This is a genomic window from Borreliella burgdorferi B31, assembly GCF_000008685.2.
In the GTDB taxonomy this organism is placed as follows: Bacteria; Spirochaetota; Spirochaetia; order Borreliales; family Borreliaceae; genus Borreliella; species Borreliella burgdorferi.
This window is the reverse complement of record NC_001318.1, coordinates 94608-109671: the sequence shown is the minus strand read 5'-3', so window position 1 is coordinate 109671 and position 15064 is coordinate 94608. Positions and strand designations below refer to the sequence as shown.

Sequence of the window (15064 nt, the reverse complement as noted above, 5' to 3'; positions counted from 1 at the left end):
TTATTTAACGACTATTCCAATTCCTAAATAATTAAAGTTAATAGAATGTTTTTCTAATTTTTTTTCATCTAAGTTATAAGCTATAGGAATATAGTTAACTTTTGAATATATTTTGAAAATATACTCAGTGTTGCGGTATTTTAGCATTTTGAACAAAAATCCTAATTCATTTTCAATTCCAACTTGAAGAATGTTTTTTATTCTTATTGGTCTTGAGATGCTTTTGATATCTTTATTGTTTTGATTATAGGCAAAAAATAATCCCGAAATTAGGTAAGGATTGAATGTTTTTTGTGGTAAAAATTCATACATGATGCCTGATGATAATTGATTTGTAAAGCTATTAGTTTCATTATAATTAGTGTAATAATTTGTTGATATTGAAAAGTAATGGTTGATGTTTTCATTTATTTTATAAAATAATGAATTTCTTATTTTTAATGGGATCATAATATCAAATCCAAAGTAAAAATTATTACTTATAACATTAAATTCATTATTTGATTCTGATATTTTTTTGTATTCTTCAGGTGTAATGATTATTCCAAATCCCCCAACGCTTAAGAAATTTTCTTTGGTTGAAAAATTTTTAATGTTTAAATTATTGGTTATGAAAAAATTTTTAGAGTAAAATTGATAATTTATTCCAATTCCTGTTTCTGCTTCTTGTGTTTTTGAATATGTTTTGAGGCTTTTGATTTGATTTTGAATTTGGGAATAAAGTTTTATATCAAATCCAATATTTTCATTTTTTAAGGTAATTCCAATACTGTTTTTAATAAAATAATCTGCAAAATAAGATAAGTCCATATAATTTTCTAAATTTAAAAAATTCATGTAAGAGTAATTTAGAGCAAAGCTTAAAAATCCTCTATAATTGTAGCTGTCGTAGCTTTTTATACTTGGAATTGGACGGTGTTGATTTAAAATGAGGTGAATTATGCTTTGCATTAAATGCCCTCCCCAGTCTCCAAATAATAAGTTTTTAACTCCAATTCCCAAGTCTATTTCTCCAAAATTTTTTCCATTAATTAGCAATAAAATTGGAAAATAGTACATGAAGCCTATTTCAATTAAGTCTGTTCTACTAATTAAAGATTTCGGAGAGTCTTTATAACCCCTATAGGTTAACATGTGTGCTTCTAAATTTATTATAAAATTGTATTTTGAAACATAGGTAAAAATAAGAGAACCACTTCTCAAGTCATCAAAAAAATCGCTTAATGAAAATCCGAATCCATCATTTAGTATTTCAAAATAATATTTGTCAATACCTTCATTTTTATATTGGATTGCATAATTATAAGAATAAACTTTTAAATTAGAAATTATAAATATTATTAAAAATATTTTTTTAAACCGCATTTTAAAATTATAACATTTTAGCTTGTTTATTAAATAATTCAGGTTAAATAGTTTATTTTTATTAAATAAACTTAGTTTTTATATGATCTATTGTATTGTATAATTCAATAAGTTTATTAAGACTTTAGGAGTAATTGTGATAAAAAAGGTAGCTATTATTGATGGACTTAGAACACCCAATTTCAAGTTTGGAGGTTCTTTTAAGGGTTTAAATATTATTGATGAATCTTCAAAAGTTGTTAAAGCTTTGCTTGAAAGAAATAAGTTATACAAAGTGGATGAGGTTATTATTGGTAATGTAATATCTGCGGGACTTGGTCAAAATATTGCAAGACAAATTGCTTTAAAGTCTGACTTAGGCGATACTGTGCCTGCATTTAGCGTTAATAAAGTTTGTGGTTCTGGGCTTAAGGCCTTGGAGCTTGCATTTAATTCTATTGCCCTTGGAGACAATGATATTGTTTTAGCTGGAGGAGTTGAAGATTTAACCAATTCTCCTTATTTATTACCTAGAAAGATTAGATTTGACGGTCTTAAATTTGGTAATTTTGGAATTGAAGATTCAATCCAAAAAGACGCCTTAATAGATTCTCTGAATTTTATTTCTATGGGGCTTACGGCTGAAAATCTTTCAGAAAAATATAGAATAACAAGAGAAATGCAAGATGAATTTGCATATAATTCTCATGTAAAGGCATTAAAGGCAAGAGAGCTTGGATATTTTGAGGATGAAATTTATCCCCTGACTGTTTTTGATAAGAAGACCAACTCTAGCGTAACTATCTCAAGTGATGAGGAAATAAGAGATAATTTAACTTTAAATAAGCTAGCATCTCTTAATCCTGTTTTTAAAGAATCAGGCACAGTAACTGCCGGAAATTCTTCAAGTTTAAATGATGGTGCTTGTTTTTTAATTTTAGCAAGTGAGGAAAGAGTAAAAAGCTTGGGGTTAAGTCCATTAGCTTATATTGGAGGATTTAAAAGCGTGGGGCTTGATCCACTTTATATGGGTTTTGGAGCTTATATGGCTATTGAAGGCATTATTAGTAAATTAAGTTTAAATCCTAGCGAAATAGATTTGATTGAGGTAAATGAGGCATTTGCAGCTCAAGCATTAAGCATTGAAAAGGCCTTGTTTAAAAAATACAATATAACTAGCGATATTATTAATGTAAATGGTGGTGCTATTGCTTTGGGGCATCCATTTGCCGTTAGCGGTTCAAGAATTTTATTAACACTTTCTCGCTCTATGAAAATGAAGAATAAAACAAAAGGGATAGCATCTGTTTGTATTGGTGGCGGACAAGGAATTTCTAGTTTTTTGTATAGATGAAAATGTTTTATTAACTAGATTTAAATGTAAAATTTTGTTAAATTAGTGGGTAAGTGATTCTTTAATAAGAGGTTATGTTATGAAGAGTTTTTTATTTTGGGTAATATTGGGAACTGTAGGGATTAGCTCTTTTGCTCAAAATACTCCTGTTGCTATTATTAATTTATATAAGAATGAAATTATTACTAAAACTGGTTTTGATTCTAAGGTTGATATATTTAAAAAGACCCAAGGTAGAGACTTAACTGATGCTGAGAAAAAGCAAGTTCTGCAAGTTTTAATAGCAGATGTTCTTTTTAGTCAAGAGGCTTCAAAGCAAGGAATTAAAATCTCAGATGATGAGGTTATGCAAACAATTAGAACTCAATTTGGGCTTGTGAATTTTACTGATGAACAAATCAAGCAAATGATAGAAAAACAAGGTACAAATTGGGGCGAGCTTTTGTCTTCAATGAAAAGATCTCTGTCTTCTCAAAAGCTTGTTTTAAAGCAAGCTCAGCCTAAGTTTTCTGAAATTAAAACTCCTAGTGAGAAAGAAATTGTTGAGTATTATGAGGCTAATAAAACTAAGTTTGTAAATCCCGATATTTCAAGAGTTAGTCATATCTTTTTTTCTACTAAAGATAAAAAAAGATCAGATGTTTTAGATCAAGCAAAAAATATTTTAAGCCAAATAAGATCAAAAAAAATTACTTTTGAAGAAGCTGTAAGAAAATATTCAAATGACGAATCTTCTAAGGCTAAAAATGGTGATCTTGGGTTTTTATCAAGAGGTGATCAAAATGCTCAAAATCTTCTTGGAGCCGATTTTGTGAAAGAGGTTTTTAATTTTAATAAGGGTGATATATCTTCGCCTATTGCTTCAAAGGAAGGGTTTCATATTGTTAAAGTTACAGAAAAATATGCTCAGAGATTTTTAGGTTTGAATGATAAAGTGTCTCCTACTGCAGATTTGATTGTCAAAGATGCAATAAGAAATAACATGATTAATGTTCAACAACAGCAAATTGTTGTTCAAGTACAGCAAGATATGTATGGTAAGCTTAACAAGTCTGCAAATATACAAATCTTGGATTCTAGTCTAAAATAAAACATATTTTTATTTATATAATTTTATTATGGATTTAATGCATGAAGTTAGAGTTTTAGCTTTTCAAAAGATTTATAGCATTGATATTAATCAAAGCGCAATGGACGATATTTTTGATATTTTTAATATTGAAGATAAAGATTTAGACATAGAAAATGAGTCTATTAAGTCGTTTTACTCTTCTTTGGTAATTGGTACTTTTGATAATTTAGAGCATATTGATAGCCTCATTAGGGATATTTCTTTGAATTGGTCTTTAGAACGCATGGATAAGGTTGATCTTGCAATACTTAGGATGGGCGTCTATTCTTTGAAGTTCCAAAATTTTGAAAATTCAAAACGTGCTATAATTGATGAGGCAATTTTGATTGCCAAGAAATATGGCAGTAAAAACTCTTATAAGTTTATAAATGGTATACTTGATGCTTTGCTTAAAAATATGGAGAGTGGTATTGAAAAAAAATAAAACTTTAGTGTTCATTTCATTATTCTTATTATCAGTTTTTTTAGGTGGCTTTTATTTCTATTTCGATCCCAATATTTTATATCTTCTAAAAGGTGAGAAAGATTTTAGCAAACTTATTATGGGAATTGATTTTTATATTGATAAAAAAAAATTTGCTGATGCTAAAAAAGCAATGCTATTTTCATCATATTATGCTAATACTGAATTTAAATGGCTAGCCCTTGCTAAAAGAGCTAAACTTTGGGCTTTAAATACAGGTGATTATCATCTTATGGGGGAAATAGTAAATCTTGGTGTTAAAGTTTTGCCGGGGAATTTGAAATTAAGAGCTTTGGAAGTTTATTCTAAGCTTAAAATTGGGCTTTTAAAAGATGCTTATAGAATTGCAAATGAATATCTTTTAAATAGCGAAGAGTATCAAGGTCTTTATGATGAAGTTTTTATTAAAAATTTAAGTTCAGATAATGGTATTTTAGATTTTAACAAATTTATTGATAAAATCTATAAAGAAAAGGATGCTCGTATTTTTGAAGAGATAGGTTTAAATCTTAAAAATAATGCATTTTTAATAAATGCAATGCTTTTGTATATAGAGAAAAAAAACATAGATTCTGCTAAGCGTATACTTTTTAGAATCAAAGAAGACAAAAGTTTTTTAAAAGAACTTGCATATATTTCATATAATCTTAATGATTTAGATTATACAATTTCCAATCTTAAGTCCATTAAAAATGAAGAAGATCCCACTTTACTTTTTTTGCTTGCCGATGCTTATTTTAAAAAAGGAGATATTAAGAATGCTAAGAATGAATATTTAAAGCTTTATACAAGATTTCCTGATTACAATGTTCTTGTTTATTTAAATCTTGCACTCATAGCTAATAGTGAGAATGATTATAAAAGAGCAATTTCTTATTTAAATAAGGCTAATGAGGTATTTAAAGATAATAAGATAATAAATTATTATTTAGCAAACATATACTTTGGAATTAAAAATTATTTTAAAGCTAATGAAATTATAGCTAATTATAAGGAAGATCCGTTATTTTTTAAACTTTATTTTGCATTAAATTATGCAAATTCTAAGTATGAGGCAAAAAAATCTTATTTGTGGCGATTATTTTATAAGACTGAGTATAATTCTAGTATTGCTCAATTTTTGGCTTGGAATTTGCTACTTTATTCAGATTTAAAGGACTTGGATTTATTTTTCAGAATTTATAATTTTTCTGAAAATAAACAAGATTGGTATGATTTTTATAAATTTTATTATTATTTCCTTAAAAGAGATTTTATTAGTTCAAAAAAGATAATTTTTGACAATAAATCTCAAAAATATATGTTTGGAATTTATTATAATCTTGGAGTTTTGAGCTTTTCTGAAAAAGACTATGAAGAAGCGGAAAGATATTTTAATAAAGGAATATCTTTATTGCCTAGTAGTTTTTACGATAAAGATTCTACTACCCCCTATGAGCGTGAGCTTGTATCAAAAATCTACTTAAAACAAGGAATTAATTATCTTTATTTAGGAAAAATGGAAAAAGGCAAAGAGTCTATTTTGGCTTCTTATTCTTTTTACGAAACCGATGAAGGAAGGCTTTATAAAAATATGATAGATACACTTAGAGAAAGGAATTTGAATTTTGACTAAACTAAGATTGAAATCTAAAGATGAGATTAAAAAAATAAAAGCTTCAGCAAGTTTGTTAGCGCTTACTTTGTTAGAAGTTGAGAGAAATATTGTTCCTGGTATTAGCACCAAGGAGCTTGATTTGATAGCCTATGATTTTATTATTAAAAATAGAGCTAAGCCTGCTTTTAAGGGATATCGTGGGTTTAAGGGCACTATTTGCGCATCTGTTAATGAAGAGGTTATTCACGGCATTCCCGGAAAAAGAAAATTAGCGGATGGGGATATTGTTAGTATTGACTGTGGGGTTATTCTTGATGGGTTTTATAGCGATATGGCAAAAACTTTTAAGGTTGGAAATGTAGATTCTAGTATCGATAAACTTTTAGAAGTTACAAATGCCTCTCTTTACAAGGGTATCGCTGAGATGAAAGTTGGAAATAGAATTTTAAATATATCAAAGGCAATAGAAGATTATATAAAGCCGTTTGGTTTTGGAATAGTTAGAGAATATACAGGCCATGGTGTTGGATTTGAACTTCACGAAGAACCAAGTGTTCCAAATTATTATGCTCCTTTTTTTAAAAATATTAGAATTCAAGAGGGTATGGTTTTGGCTATTGAGCCTATGGTAAACTTAAGGGGGCACAAGGTTTCAATAAAAAGTGATGGTTGGACTGTTTTTGCATCTGATCTTAGTTATTCTGCACATTTTGAACATACTGTTGCTGTTGTTGATGGATTGCCTTTAATTTTAAGTGAAGTTTAAATTTTAAATTAATCAAATATTTAAATATTATTTATAAAATTGAGTAATTATGTGGAGGTTATAAAAGTGGAAAAAAAGTTTTTTTCTGGATTTCTTCTTAGTTTTTTGGCTTTGAGTATTGGATTTTTTATTGGGATGCATTATTTAGCTTCTAATAGAAGCAACATTGTTTTTGCAGAAGAAAAGGACAATACCGTACGAGCCTTACAAGATTCTTTTAGAGAGGTTTCCAAGAAAATTTTACCATCATCTGTGGAAGTTCATGCAACAGGGGTAATCAAGCAGAGTTTTCCTATTCCATTTTTCTTTTTTGATATGCCAGAATTTGATTCTGAGAGAAAAAGCAATTGGGCGGGGTCTGGAGTAATAATTGGTAGAGATTCTCAAAAAAAATCATTATTTTATGTGGTTACGAATAGTCATGTGGTAGATAAGGCAACTGAACTTGAAGTTGTATCTTATGATAAAAAAAAGCACAAGGCTAAGTTAATTGGCAAAGATGAAAAAAAGGATATTGCCCTTATTAGCTTTGAAAGTGATGACGCAACTATTAAAGTAGCTGATCTTGGAGATAGTGATAAGCTTGAAATAGGTGATTGGGTTATGGCAGTGGGCAGCCCTTTTCAATTTAGTTTTACAGTTACAGCAGGTATTGTAAGTGGATTGCAACGTTCTGCAAATCCTAATTTGCAATCAAGGAATCTGTTTATTCAAACCGATGCTGCAATCAACAGGGGTAATTCAGGTGGTCCTCTTGTAAATATAAAGGGCGAGGTTATTGGAATTAATGCTTGGATAGCTTCAAATTCTGGCGGAAATATTGGGTTGGGTTTTGCAATTCCTGTTAACAATATTAAAAGCACTGTAGATTTTTTCCTTAAAGGTAAAAAAATTGAATCGGCTTGGCTTGGAATTTCTTTTTATCCGCTAAAGACAAGAGATTCTGAGGTGCTAAAAAGCTTAGGGGTTGAAAGTAATGATGTTTCAGCTGCAATTATTGCTTCTCTTTATCCGGGTTCACCCGCTGTTAAATCAGGGCTTAGGGCAGGGGATATTATTATGAAGGTTAATGGGGTTTCCATGAGCGTTTTTCAAGATGTTACATCATATATTAGTGATTTTTATGCTGGTGAGAAAGTAAATGTAGAAATCTTAAGAGGCAATGTCAAAAAAAATATTGAGATTGTTCTTGCTGTTAGACCTAAGGATAAAGAGCTTTCTTCTTCAAAGATGCTTCCAGGCTTTGTTGTGTATCCATTGGTTGAGGATATTAAAGCTCAGCTTAATTTAAGAAATTGGATTAAAGGTGTTGTTGTTGATTATATTGATAAAAATTTAGCATCAAATATTAAAATGAAATCAGGAGATGTAATTCTTTCTGTAAATTCAAAAAGTGTTTCTAATTTAAGAGAATTTTATGATGCTCTTGAGGTTGGAAAAAATACTTATAAAATTTTGAGAGGAAACGATTCTTTTAAAATTACATTTTAGTAAATTTTAGTTTTGGGTTAAGAGTTGATCTTAGCCCTTTTTTGTTTTACATATAATTGTAAAGCTTTTAGATTGTAATGATTTTATTTTATGCAAATATTTGTGTGTTAATTTGCAAGTTAAAATATTTTGATTAAATAAATTTTATTGTTATTAGGAAAGAATAAAAGGAATAAGTTTGAATTATGAAGAAATATGTTTCTTATGAAGAGATAAGAATTAATGGATTTAAGCTTGCTTATAAAATTTATAAAGATGGATTTATTCCAGATATTATGTATGTCTCTCTGAGAGGAGGGGCCTATCTTGGCAATATTATTAGCGAATTTTTTAAATTTGTAAAAGTAGATAAACCTCTTTTATATGCTGCTGTTGTTGCTAGATCTTATGATATTTTTAATGAGCAAAAAAAGATAATGATAGATGGCTGGACTTATGATCCAAAATATTTAAGGGCAGGCGATAAAGTTTTATTTGTTGATGACATTTTTGATACAGGTCGTACTATTGTTTATTTGAGAAATGAAGTTTTAAAAAAAGGCATAGAGAGTGAAAATGTTAAAATAGCAGTTTACGATTATAAGGATCATGGATTTGTAGATTATATTCCTGATTATTATGTTAATAAATATTCTAACCAAGAAGAATTAAATACTTGGATTCATTATGGAAATCATGAGCTGACAGGATTAAATGAAAGTGAATATAAGAATAGTTTCAAATACATAGATGATGAGCTTAATGAGATTTTAAAATTTTTGGCAAAAAATAAATCTTAATTATTGTCCTCTATGTATTCTATTAAAGTGTATCCCTTTGTTTTTAGCATTTTAATTATTATTCCTAGATTATCTTTTAATATTGGGCCGATTAGCATGTGAGTTTTTTCGGTTTTAGCTGGAAATTTATTAGCATTTTTAATTTCTTGAAAGTTATCGTCTTTATAGTTGGGATAAACTTTAACATAACTAGTTTTTGTAAAATTTACATCATTTGCAGTTTTTTGATTGATATTATTGCCTAAATTTCTGTTGGGGTAATTAATTTTTTTTGATTTTTGTATGTATATATTGGAATTTATATTTTTTTCGCTGTTTGTATCTCTTTTTAAAATTGATTCTTTTTTGATCTTTTTGCTGTTTGAATTTGAGTCGTAATTTTTAGAATTTTTTTTGATTTTTGTTTCTACGTTTGAAAATAATTCCAATTTATTGTCTGATTTTTCATCTTTTACTGAAAACAATCTTGTTGTAAAAAGAAAGAGTAGTATTAATTTGTAAAGTTTTGGTAATTTCATCTTTTTGTTTCCTTTCTTTTGATTAAAAATAAAGATTTTTAGGAGTCCTTGGGAATGGTATTGAATCTCTTATATTAGATATTCCTGTTGAGTATTGCACCAATCTTTCAAGTCCAAGTCCAAAGCCAGAATGAGGAGCCGAGCCAAATCTTCTTAGATCAAGATACCAGTTTAGATGTTCAATGTTTAAGTTTAATTCTTTTATTCTATTTTCTAATTTTTGAAGGTCATCTTCTCTTTCGCTTCCCCCTATAATCTCTCCAATTTTTGGAACAAGTATGTCCATTCCTTTAACAGTTTTATTGTCTTTATTTGCTTTCATGTAAAATGCTTTGAAATTTTTTGGATAATCAATGACCACTACCGGTTTTTTAAAAGTCTCTTCTGTTAGGTATCTTTCGTGATCTGTTTGCAAATCTATTCCCCAGTAAGGTTTTATTTCAAAATTTTTTTTTGAGTTTTCAAGAATTTCAATTGCTTTAGTATAGGTAATAACCTCAAAATTTGAATTTATTACATTTTCTAGTTTTTTAATTAAACCTTTTTCAATGTAATTTTCTAAAAAATCCATATCTTGTGAGCATTCGTTTAAAATTGAACTTAAAAGATATTTCAAGAGATCTTCTGCTAGGGCAATATTGTCGTTAAGCTTATAAAAAGCCATTTCTGGTTCTATCATCCAAAATTCTGAAGCGTGGCGTGTGGTGTTAGAATTTTCTGCTCTAAATGTTGGTCCGAATGTATATATTTTAGATAAAGCCATTGCATATGCTTCCCCATGCAATTGACCAGTGACAGAGAGAAAAGCTTCTTTTCCAAAAAAATCGTCTTTAAAATCAATATTGCTAAGTGCATTGTTTAGTTTATTAAATTTTAGTGTGGAAACCCTAAACATTTCTCCAGCACCTTCCCCATCATTTGATGTAATTATTGGTGTATTAATATAAAAAAAACCATTTTTTTGGAAATATTCATGAATTTTGTATGAAATTTTGTTTCTTACCCTAGCAATAGCTCCAAATGTGTTGGTTCGTATTCTTAAATGGGGTATTTCTCTTAAAAATTCAAAAGAATGTCTTTTCTTTTGCAATGGGTAAGTTTCTGGGTCTGTTTCCCCGATTACATTAAAACTATGTGTTTTTATTTCATAATTTTGCCCTTTTGCAGGACTTTCTACTAATAGGCCCGTTAACGATATACTTGTTCCTGTTGTTAATTTTTTTAGATCTTTTTCACTAAATTGATTTTCTTCTTCGTTTATTACAGCTTGAATTCCTTTAAGCGTTGAACCATCATTAATTTCTATAAATCCAATTTTGCCATTACTTCTTTTGGTTCTAATCCAGCCGTTTATTGTAACATTGCTGTTTAAAATTGGGTTTTTTAAAATATCTTTAATGCTTGCAAACATTTTATTTATCATCCTAAATACTTAACTTATTAATATTGTTAAATCAATTTTATTATAGCTTAAAACTTTTTTTAAAAAAAACATTTAACAATTTTTATTATTTTAATTCTTGATATTAACTTTGTTAATATTTATACTTTACTTTTTAGGGGTGATTATTATTTTGTAATGAAAAATTTCAAAGAAGTAATAATTATTTTTGATTCAGGAATAGGAGGGCTTTCTTATTTTAAATATATTAAAAGTAGAATAGGGGGATGCCAATATGTTTATGTTGCCGATAATAAAAATTTCCCTTATGGAGAAAAAAGTCCTGAATATCTTCTAGAAGCAGTTTTGTTTTTGATTGAGAAGCTTAAAAAAATCTATAATATTGGTGCATTAGTTTTGGCTTGTAATACAATTTCTGTTAGTGTATACAATAAATTAAATTTTGTTTTTCCAGTAGTCTATACTTTGCCAGATGTAAGTTCAGTTTCAGATCTTGTTTTAAAAAGAGTTCTTTTGATTGCAACAAATACTACTCTTGAAAGCAAATTTGTTAAGGATCAAGTAAATATACATAATGATTTGATTGTAAAAGCTGCTGGAGAGCTTGTTAATTTTGTTGAATATGGAGAGAATTACAAAAAATATGCTCTTAGATGTTTAGAAGCTTTAAAATTTGAAGTTGTAAATACTGGTAGAGAAATTGTTTTTCTTGGATGCACGCATTATTTGCATCTTAAGGTAATGATAGAAGATTTTTTAAAAATTCCTGTTTATGAGAATCGTGAATTAGTGGTAAAAAATCTTATTAGATCAATGAATTTTTCTGAACACAAAGGTAATTATTATAAGAATGATTTTGATTTTGTAGATGATGAGTTTTATTTGACCGAAAATAAAAATTTGACTTTTTATCAAAATTTTTGCAAAAAATATAATCTTCGCTTTAAGGGAATGATAGTTTGAATTATCTTGAATTTGAAGTTATTTGGGGAGTTAATAATATATATTCTATTTTAGAGCTTAACAGTAAGTTAATTTATGAAGGAATTTTTAAGGGTAAGGTATTAGAAACAGGTTGCAAGGAGTACAGTCCTTTAGTTCCGGGGGATATAGTCTTAGGATATATTTATAGTTCTCGCAAAGTGTATATTGATAAGCGATTAAGCAGGAAAAATATTCTTTGGCGTTACAATAAGAAAGCAGATCTTAGACAGACAATTGTTTCTAATATTGATAATGTTTTGATTGTAAGTTCTGCTAATTTTCCTGAGATGAAAAATTTCTTTATTGACAGAGTTCTTATTGTTGCAGAAGAACAAAATATTGTTCCTATTATTGTGATTAATAAAATTGACAAAGGAATAAGCCAAAAGGCACAAGAATTTTCTGAAATTTATGAAAATCTAGGATACAAGGTTTTAAAAACTTCTGTTAAAACTTATGAGGGCATTAAAGAAGTAAAAGAGGTTTTGAAAAATTCAAGAACTTCTTTTATTGGCCAGTCTGGCGTTGGTAAATCTTCTTTGATAAATTTGATTGATTCAAGAGCTTCTCAATCGGTAAATGAAATTTCACATAAGTATTCTAGGGGAAAACATACTACCGTTTATTCAATATCATTTCATTCTGATAGCGGAATAATAGTTGATACTCCAGGAATAAAGGAGTTTGGAATTGAAACATTACCCTTTGAGAATCTTAAGTATTATTTTAAAGAGTTTGAAAATTTTGCTAGTTTTTGTAAATATAAATCCTGTTTGCATGTTAGCGAACCTTATTGTTCTGTTACAAGTTCTTTGGATAATGGAATTTCTAAACTTAGATACGAAAGCTATTTAAAGATTTTGTCAGAGCTTAAAAATTATAAAAATTATGCAAGATGAACAAGATAAATATTTAAAAAATATTGACTTTTATGAAATTTTATCTTTAGTATCTAAATACGTTTCTAATCCGGATACTGTTAATTTACTAAGTAATCAAAAAATATTAAAAACAAAAGAAAGTTTAGAGAAAATATTCTCCTTTGTAAGTCTGATTAGAATGCTTTTTGAAAGTTGCAAAGGATATCCAAATTCTTTTATAAATAGTTTAAAATATCCCATTTCATTATTATTAAAAGAAAATTCAAGAGTTTCTATTGAAAATTTGAGAGATATTATAGTGTTTTTAGATGAGGTTTTAAGAATAAATTTATTTTTGCATAAAAATAGTGATATCAAGCATCTTAATGTTCAGATTTTATCTGATTTATTATTTTTAAACCCAGAGCTAAAAAATTTGCTTAATGAATTGAAAGAACATATAGATGTTGATGCTCTTGAATTGAAAAGTGGTGTTGTAAAAGAATATGATTCGATTGAATTTGAAATTAAAAATTTAAATAGACGAGTTGAAAATCAGATAAAAAAAATAATTAGTTTGAACGCAGAATATTTGACTTCTAATTTTGTTTGTTATAAATCGAATAAATATACCCTTGCTCTTAAGTCTAATTTTAAAGGCAAAATTAAGGGTAATATTATTTCTATTTCGTCATCAGGTGAAACATTTTATATTGAGCCAAACGATATTGTAAATGCTAACAACAGGTTAAATTATTTGAGCTTAGAAAAAGAAAGAATAATTTTAAAAATTTTACGAAATCTTTCTGCTAAAGTTCATAGCAACATTGTTCTTTTAGATAACCTTTATAATAATTTTTTGTATTATGATTCTTTAAAAGCTCGAGCGATTTATGGAATCAAAACTAAAGGGGTATTTCCCGAGATTTCAAATGTATTAAATATTTTTGATGCACACCATCCTTTGTTAAAGGATTCAAAGGCAATAACTTTTACTCCTGCTGAGAATCGTGTTGTAATTATTACTGGTCCTAATGCTGGTGGAAAAACGGTAACTTTAAAGACAATTGGACTACTTAGTGCAATGTTTCAATTTGGGATCCCTATTGTTGTTGGTGAGTCTAGCACTTTTAAAATTTTTGATAACATTTTTATTGACATTGGTGATGAGCAGTCAATTTCTAATTCTCTTTCAACTTTTTCAAGCCATATGAGCAATATTTCTTATATTTTAAAACATACTACAAAAGATAGCCTTGTAATATTTGATGAATTTTGCTCAGGAACAGACATTGATCAAGGTCAGGCGCTTGCTATTTCAATTCTTGAATATTTGATCAATATTAATTCTTATGTTTTAATATCAACTCATTATAATGCTCTTAAATATTTTGCATATACCCATGAAGGTGTTGTTAATGCTTCTATGCGGATGGATTTAGAGACAATGCAGCCCAATTATAATTTAATTTTTTCCATTCCTGGTGAAAGTTATGCGTTTAATGTTGCTAGCAAGGCTTTGATTGACAGGAGCATAGTAATTCGTGCTAATGAAATTTATTCATCTCAAAAAACAGAAATTAATGAAATTTTAGAAAAATTAATAGAAAAAGAAAAAGATTTGCTTTTAATTAAAGAAAGTATGGATAAGAAATTAATCCAAATAGAATTGCAAGAAAAAGAGCTAGAAAATTTTTATCAAGATCTTTTATTAAGGGAAAAAAATATTGAGACAAAGCTTTTAAATGAGCAGAATGAATTTTTAAAAAATTCAAGAAAAGTTTTAGAAAATTTGGTTAGAGAAATAAAAGAGGGCAATATTAATGTTGCAAAGAATAAAGCTTTTATATCAGATTTGGAAAAAAATGTAGACCTCAAGACAAATAAAGTGAATTCTCTTAACAATAAGAGAAATGTAGTTGCAGATTTTAAAATAGGAGACAAGGTTAGAATAGTTAATTCTAATGCAAAAGGAAAAATAGTCGGGATCTCAAAAAAGAAGATCACCGTTAATGTAGGTGCTTTTAATGTTAGTGTTTCTAGCTCAGAGATATCTTTGGAAAACTTTAAAGAAAAAAAAGAGAATGGAAAAAATTTTAACTTTTCAATTGATTATAATAAGGAAAATTTATTAAGCTTTACCATTGATATTAGGGGTATGAGGTCTGTTGATGCTCTAGACTTTTTGAATAAGAAAATAGATAATATTATATTAAATGGTATTAATAAATTTGAGATCATTCATGGAAAAGGGGAGGGCCATCTTATGAGAGAAGTTCACAATTTATTAAAAGAATTGAAGTTTATTAGAAAATATTATTTTGCTCACCCTAGTGATGGAGGGTCTGGAAAAACCATAGTTGAGATTTAATTT

The 15064-nt window shown here is 28.0% G+C and carries 13 protein-coding genes; 10 read left to right on the top strand and 3 right to left on the bottom strand.

Translation table 11 applies throughout. The features are described 5' to 3' along the window. Positions 1 to 1365 carry a hypothetical protein gene (locus BB_RS00540; protein WP_002656911.1) on the bottom strand — a complete coding sequence of 455 codons (1365 nt, stop codon included), beginning with the start codon at positions 1363 to 1365 and terminating at the stop codon, positions 1 to 3. 136 nt (positions 1366 to 1501) lie between these two features. Between BB_RS00540 and BB_RS00535 the strand changes: the two genes are divergently transcribed. The 7 genes from BB_RS00535 to BB_RS00505 all read left to right on the top strand — a co-directional run bounded on the left by BB_RS00535 (position 1502) and on the right by BB_RS00505 (position 8926). Further along, positions 1502 to 2698, top strand: a complete 1197-nt coding sequence (locus tag BB_RS00535; RefSeq protein ID WP_010889685.1) for an acetyl-CoA C-acyltransferase — start codon at positions 1502 to 1504, stop codon at positions 2696 to 2698. Between the two features lie 79 nt (positions 2699 to 2777). Then, positions 2778 to 3788 (top strand): peptidylprolyl isomerase, encoded by a 1011-nt coding sequence (locus tag BB_RS00530; RefSeq protein ID WP_002655997.1) that lies wholly within the window; start codon positions 2778 to 2780, stop codon positions 3786 to 3788. 37 nt (positions 3789 to 3825) lie between these two features. Beyond that, entirely contained in the window at positions 3826 to 4254 is a 429-nt protein-coding gene (nusB, locus tag BB_RS00525; protein ID WP_010889684.1) for a transcription antitermination factor NusB, read from the top strand. Then, positions 4241 to 5908 (top strand): tetratricopeptide repeat protein, encoded by a 1668-nt coding sequence (locus BB_RS00520; protein ID WP_038376999.1) that lies wholly within the window; start codon positions 4241 to 4243, stop codon positions 5906 to 5908. The genes nusB and BB_RS00520 overlap by 14 nt, the downstream gene beginning before the upstream one ends. Then, a complete protein-coding gene (gene map, locus BB_RS00515; protein WP_010889683.1) occupies positions 5901 to 6656 on the top strand; it encodes a type I methionyl aminopeptidase in 756 nt (251 codons plus the stop codon). The genes BB_RS00520 and map overlap by 8 nt, the downstream gene beginning before the upstream one ends. 66 nt (positions 6657 to 6722) lie before the next feature. Then, positions 6723 to 8147 carry a DegQ family serine endoprotease HtrA gene (htrA, locus tag BB_RS00510; RefSeq protein ID WP_002656852.1) on the top strand — a complete coding sequence of 475 codons (1425 nt, stop codon included), beginning with the start codon at positions 6723 to 6725 and terminating at the stop codon, positions 8145 to 8147. A 185-nt stretch (positions 8148 to 8332) separates the two neighbouring features. Further along, positions 8333 to 8926 (top strand): phosphoribosyltransferase, encoded by a 594-nt coding sequence (locus tag BB_RS00505; protein ID WP_002657101.1) that lies wholly within the window; start codon positions 8333 to 8335, stop codon positions 8924 to 8926. Here the strand turns inward: BB_RS00505 and BB_RS00500 are convergent. Continuing rightward, a complete protein-coding gene (locus tag BB_RS00500) occupies positions 8923 to 9444 on the bottom strand; it encodes a hypothetical protein (RefSeq protein WP_002656934.1) in 522 nt (173 codons plus the stop codon). The genes BB_RS00505 and BB_RS00500 overlap by 4 nt on opposite strands. A 22-nt stretch (positions 9445 to 9466) precedes the next feature. Further along, positions 9467 to 10855 (bottom strand): asparagine--tRNA ligase, encoded by a 1389-nt coding sequence (gene asnS, locus BB_RS00495; RefSeq protein ID WP_002665039.1) that lies wholly within the window; start codon positions 10853 to 10855, stop codon positions 9467 to 9469. 168 nt (positions 10856 to 11023) lie between these two features. Here asnS and murI point away from each other — a divergent pair, with 168 nt between their 5' ends. From murI to BB_RS00480, 3 genes are read left to right on the top strand one after another with little or no spacing between them, the layout of a single operon-like run. Beyond that, positions 11024 to 11809: a glutamate racemase gene (gene murI / locus BB_RS00490; RefSeq protein WP_010889682.1), complete on the top strand. Its 786-nt coding sequence runs from the start codon at positions 11024 to 11026 to the stop codon at positions 11807 to 11809. Next, positions 11806 to 12729 carry a ribosome small subunit-dependent GTPase A gene (rsgA, locus tag BB_RS00485; protein WP_002556701.1) on the top strand — a complete coding sequence of 308 codons (924 nt, stop codon included), beginning with the start codon at positions 11806 to 11808 and terminating at the stop codon, positions 12727 to 12729. The genes murI and rsgA overlap by 4 nt, the downstream gene beginning before the upstream one ends. Beyond that, complete coding sequence (locus tag BB_RS00480; RefSeq protein WP_010889681.1) at positions 12719 to 15061, top strand: endonuclease MutS2; 2343 nt, start codon at positions 12719 to 12721, stop codon at positions 15059 to 15061. The genes rsgA and BB_RS00480 overlap by 11 nt, the downstream gene beginning before the upstream one ends. The last annotated feature ends 3 nt before the right edge of the window (positions 15062 to 15064 follow it).

What these genes read in the sequence shown, in the direction of transcription:
- murI (WP_010889682.1), top strand. Translation starts at nt 11,024, where the DNA reads ATGAAAAATTTCAAAGAAGTAATAATTATTTTTGATTCAGGAATAGGA.
- BB_RS00530 (WP_002655997.1), top strand. Translation starts at nt 2,778, where the DNA reads ATGAAGAGTTTTTTATTTTGGGTAATATTGGGAACTGTAGGGATTAGC.
- BB_RS00540 (WP_002656911.1), bottom strand. Translation starts at nt 1,365, where the DNA reads ATGCGGTTTAAAAAAATATTTTTAATAATATTTATAATTTCTAATTTA.
- nusB (WP_010889684.1), top strand. Translation starts at nt 3,826, where the DNA reads ATGCATGAAGTTAGAGTTTTAGCTTTTCAAAAGATTTATAGCATTGAT.
- BB_RS00480 (WP_010889681.1), top strand. Translation starts at nt 12,719, where the DNA reads ATGCAAGATGAACAAGATAAATATTTAAAAAATATTGACTTTTATGAA.
- BB_RS00505 (WP_002657101.1), top strand. Translation starts at nt 8,333, where the DNA reads ATGAAGAAATATGTTTCTTATGAAGAGATAAGAATTAATGGATTTAAG.
- BB_RS00500 (WP_002656934.1), bottom strand. Translation starts at nt 9,444, where the DNA reads ATGAAATTACCAAAACTTTACAAATTAATACTACTCTTTCTTTTTACA.
- asnS (WP_002665039.1), bottom strand. Translation starts at nt 10,855, where the DNA reads ATGTTTGCAAGCATTAAAGATATTTTAAAAAACCCAATTTTAAACAGC.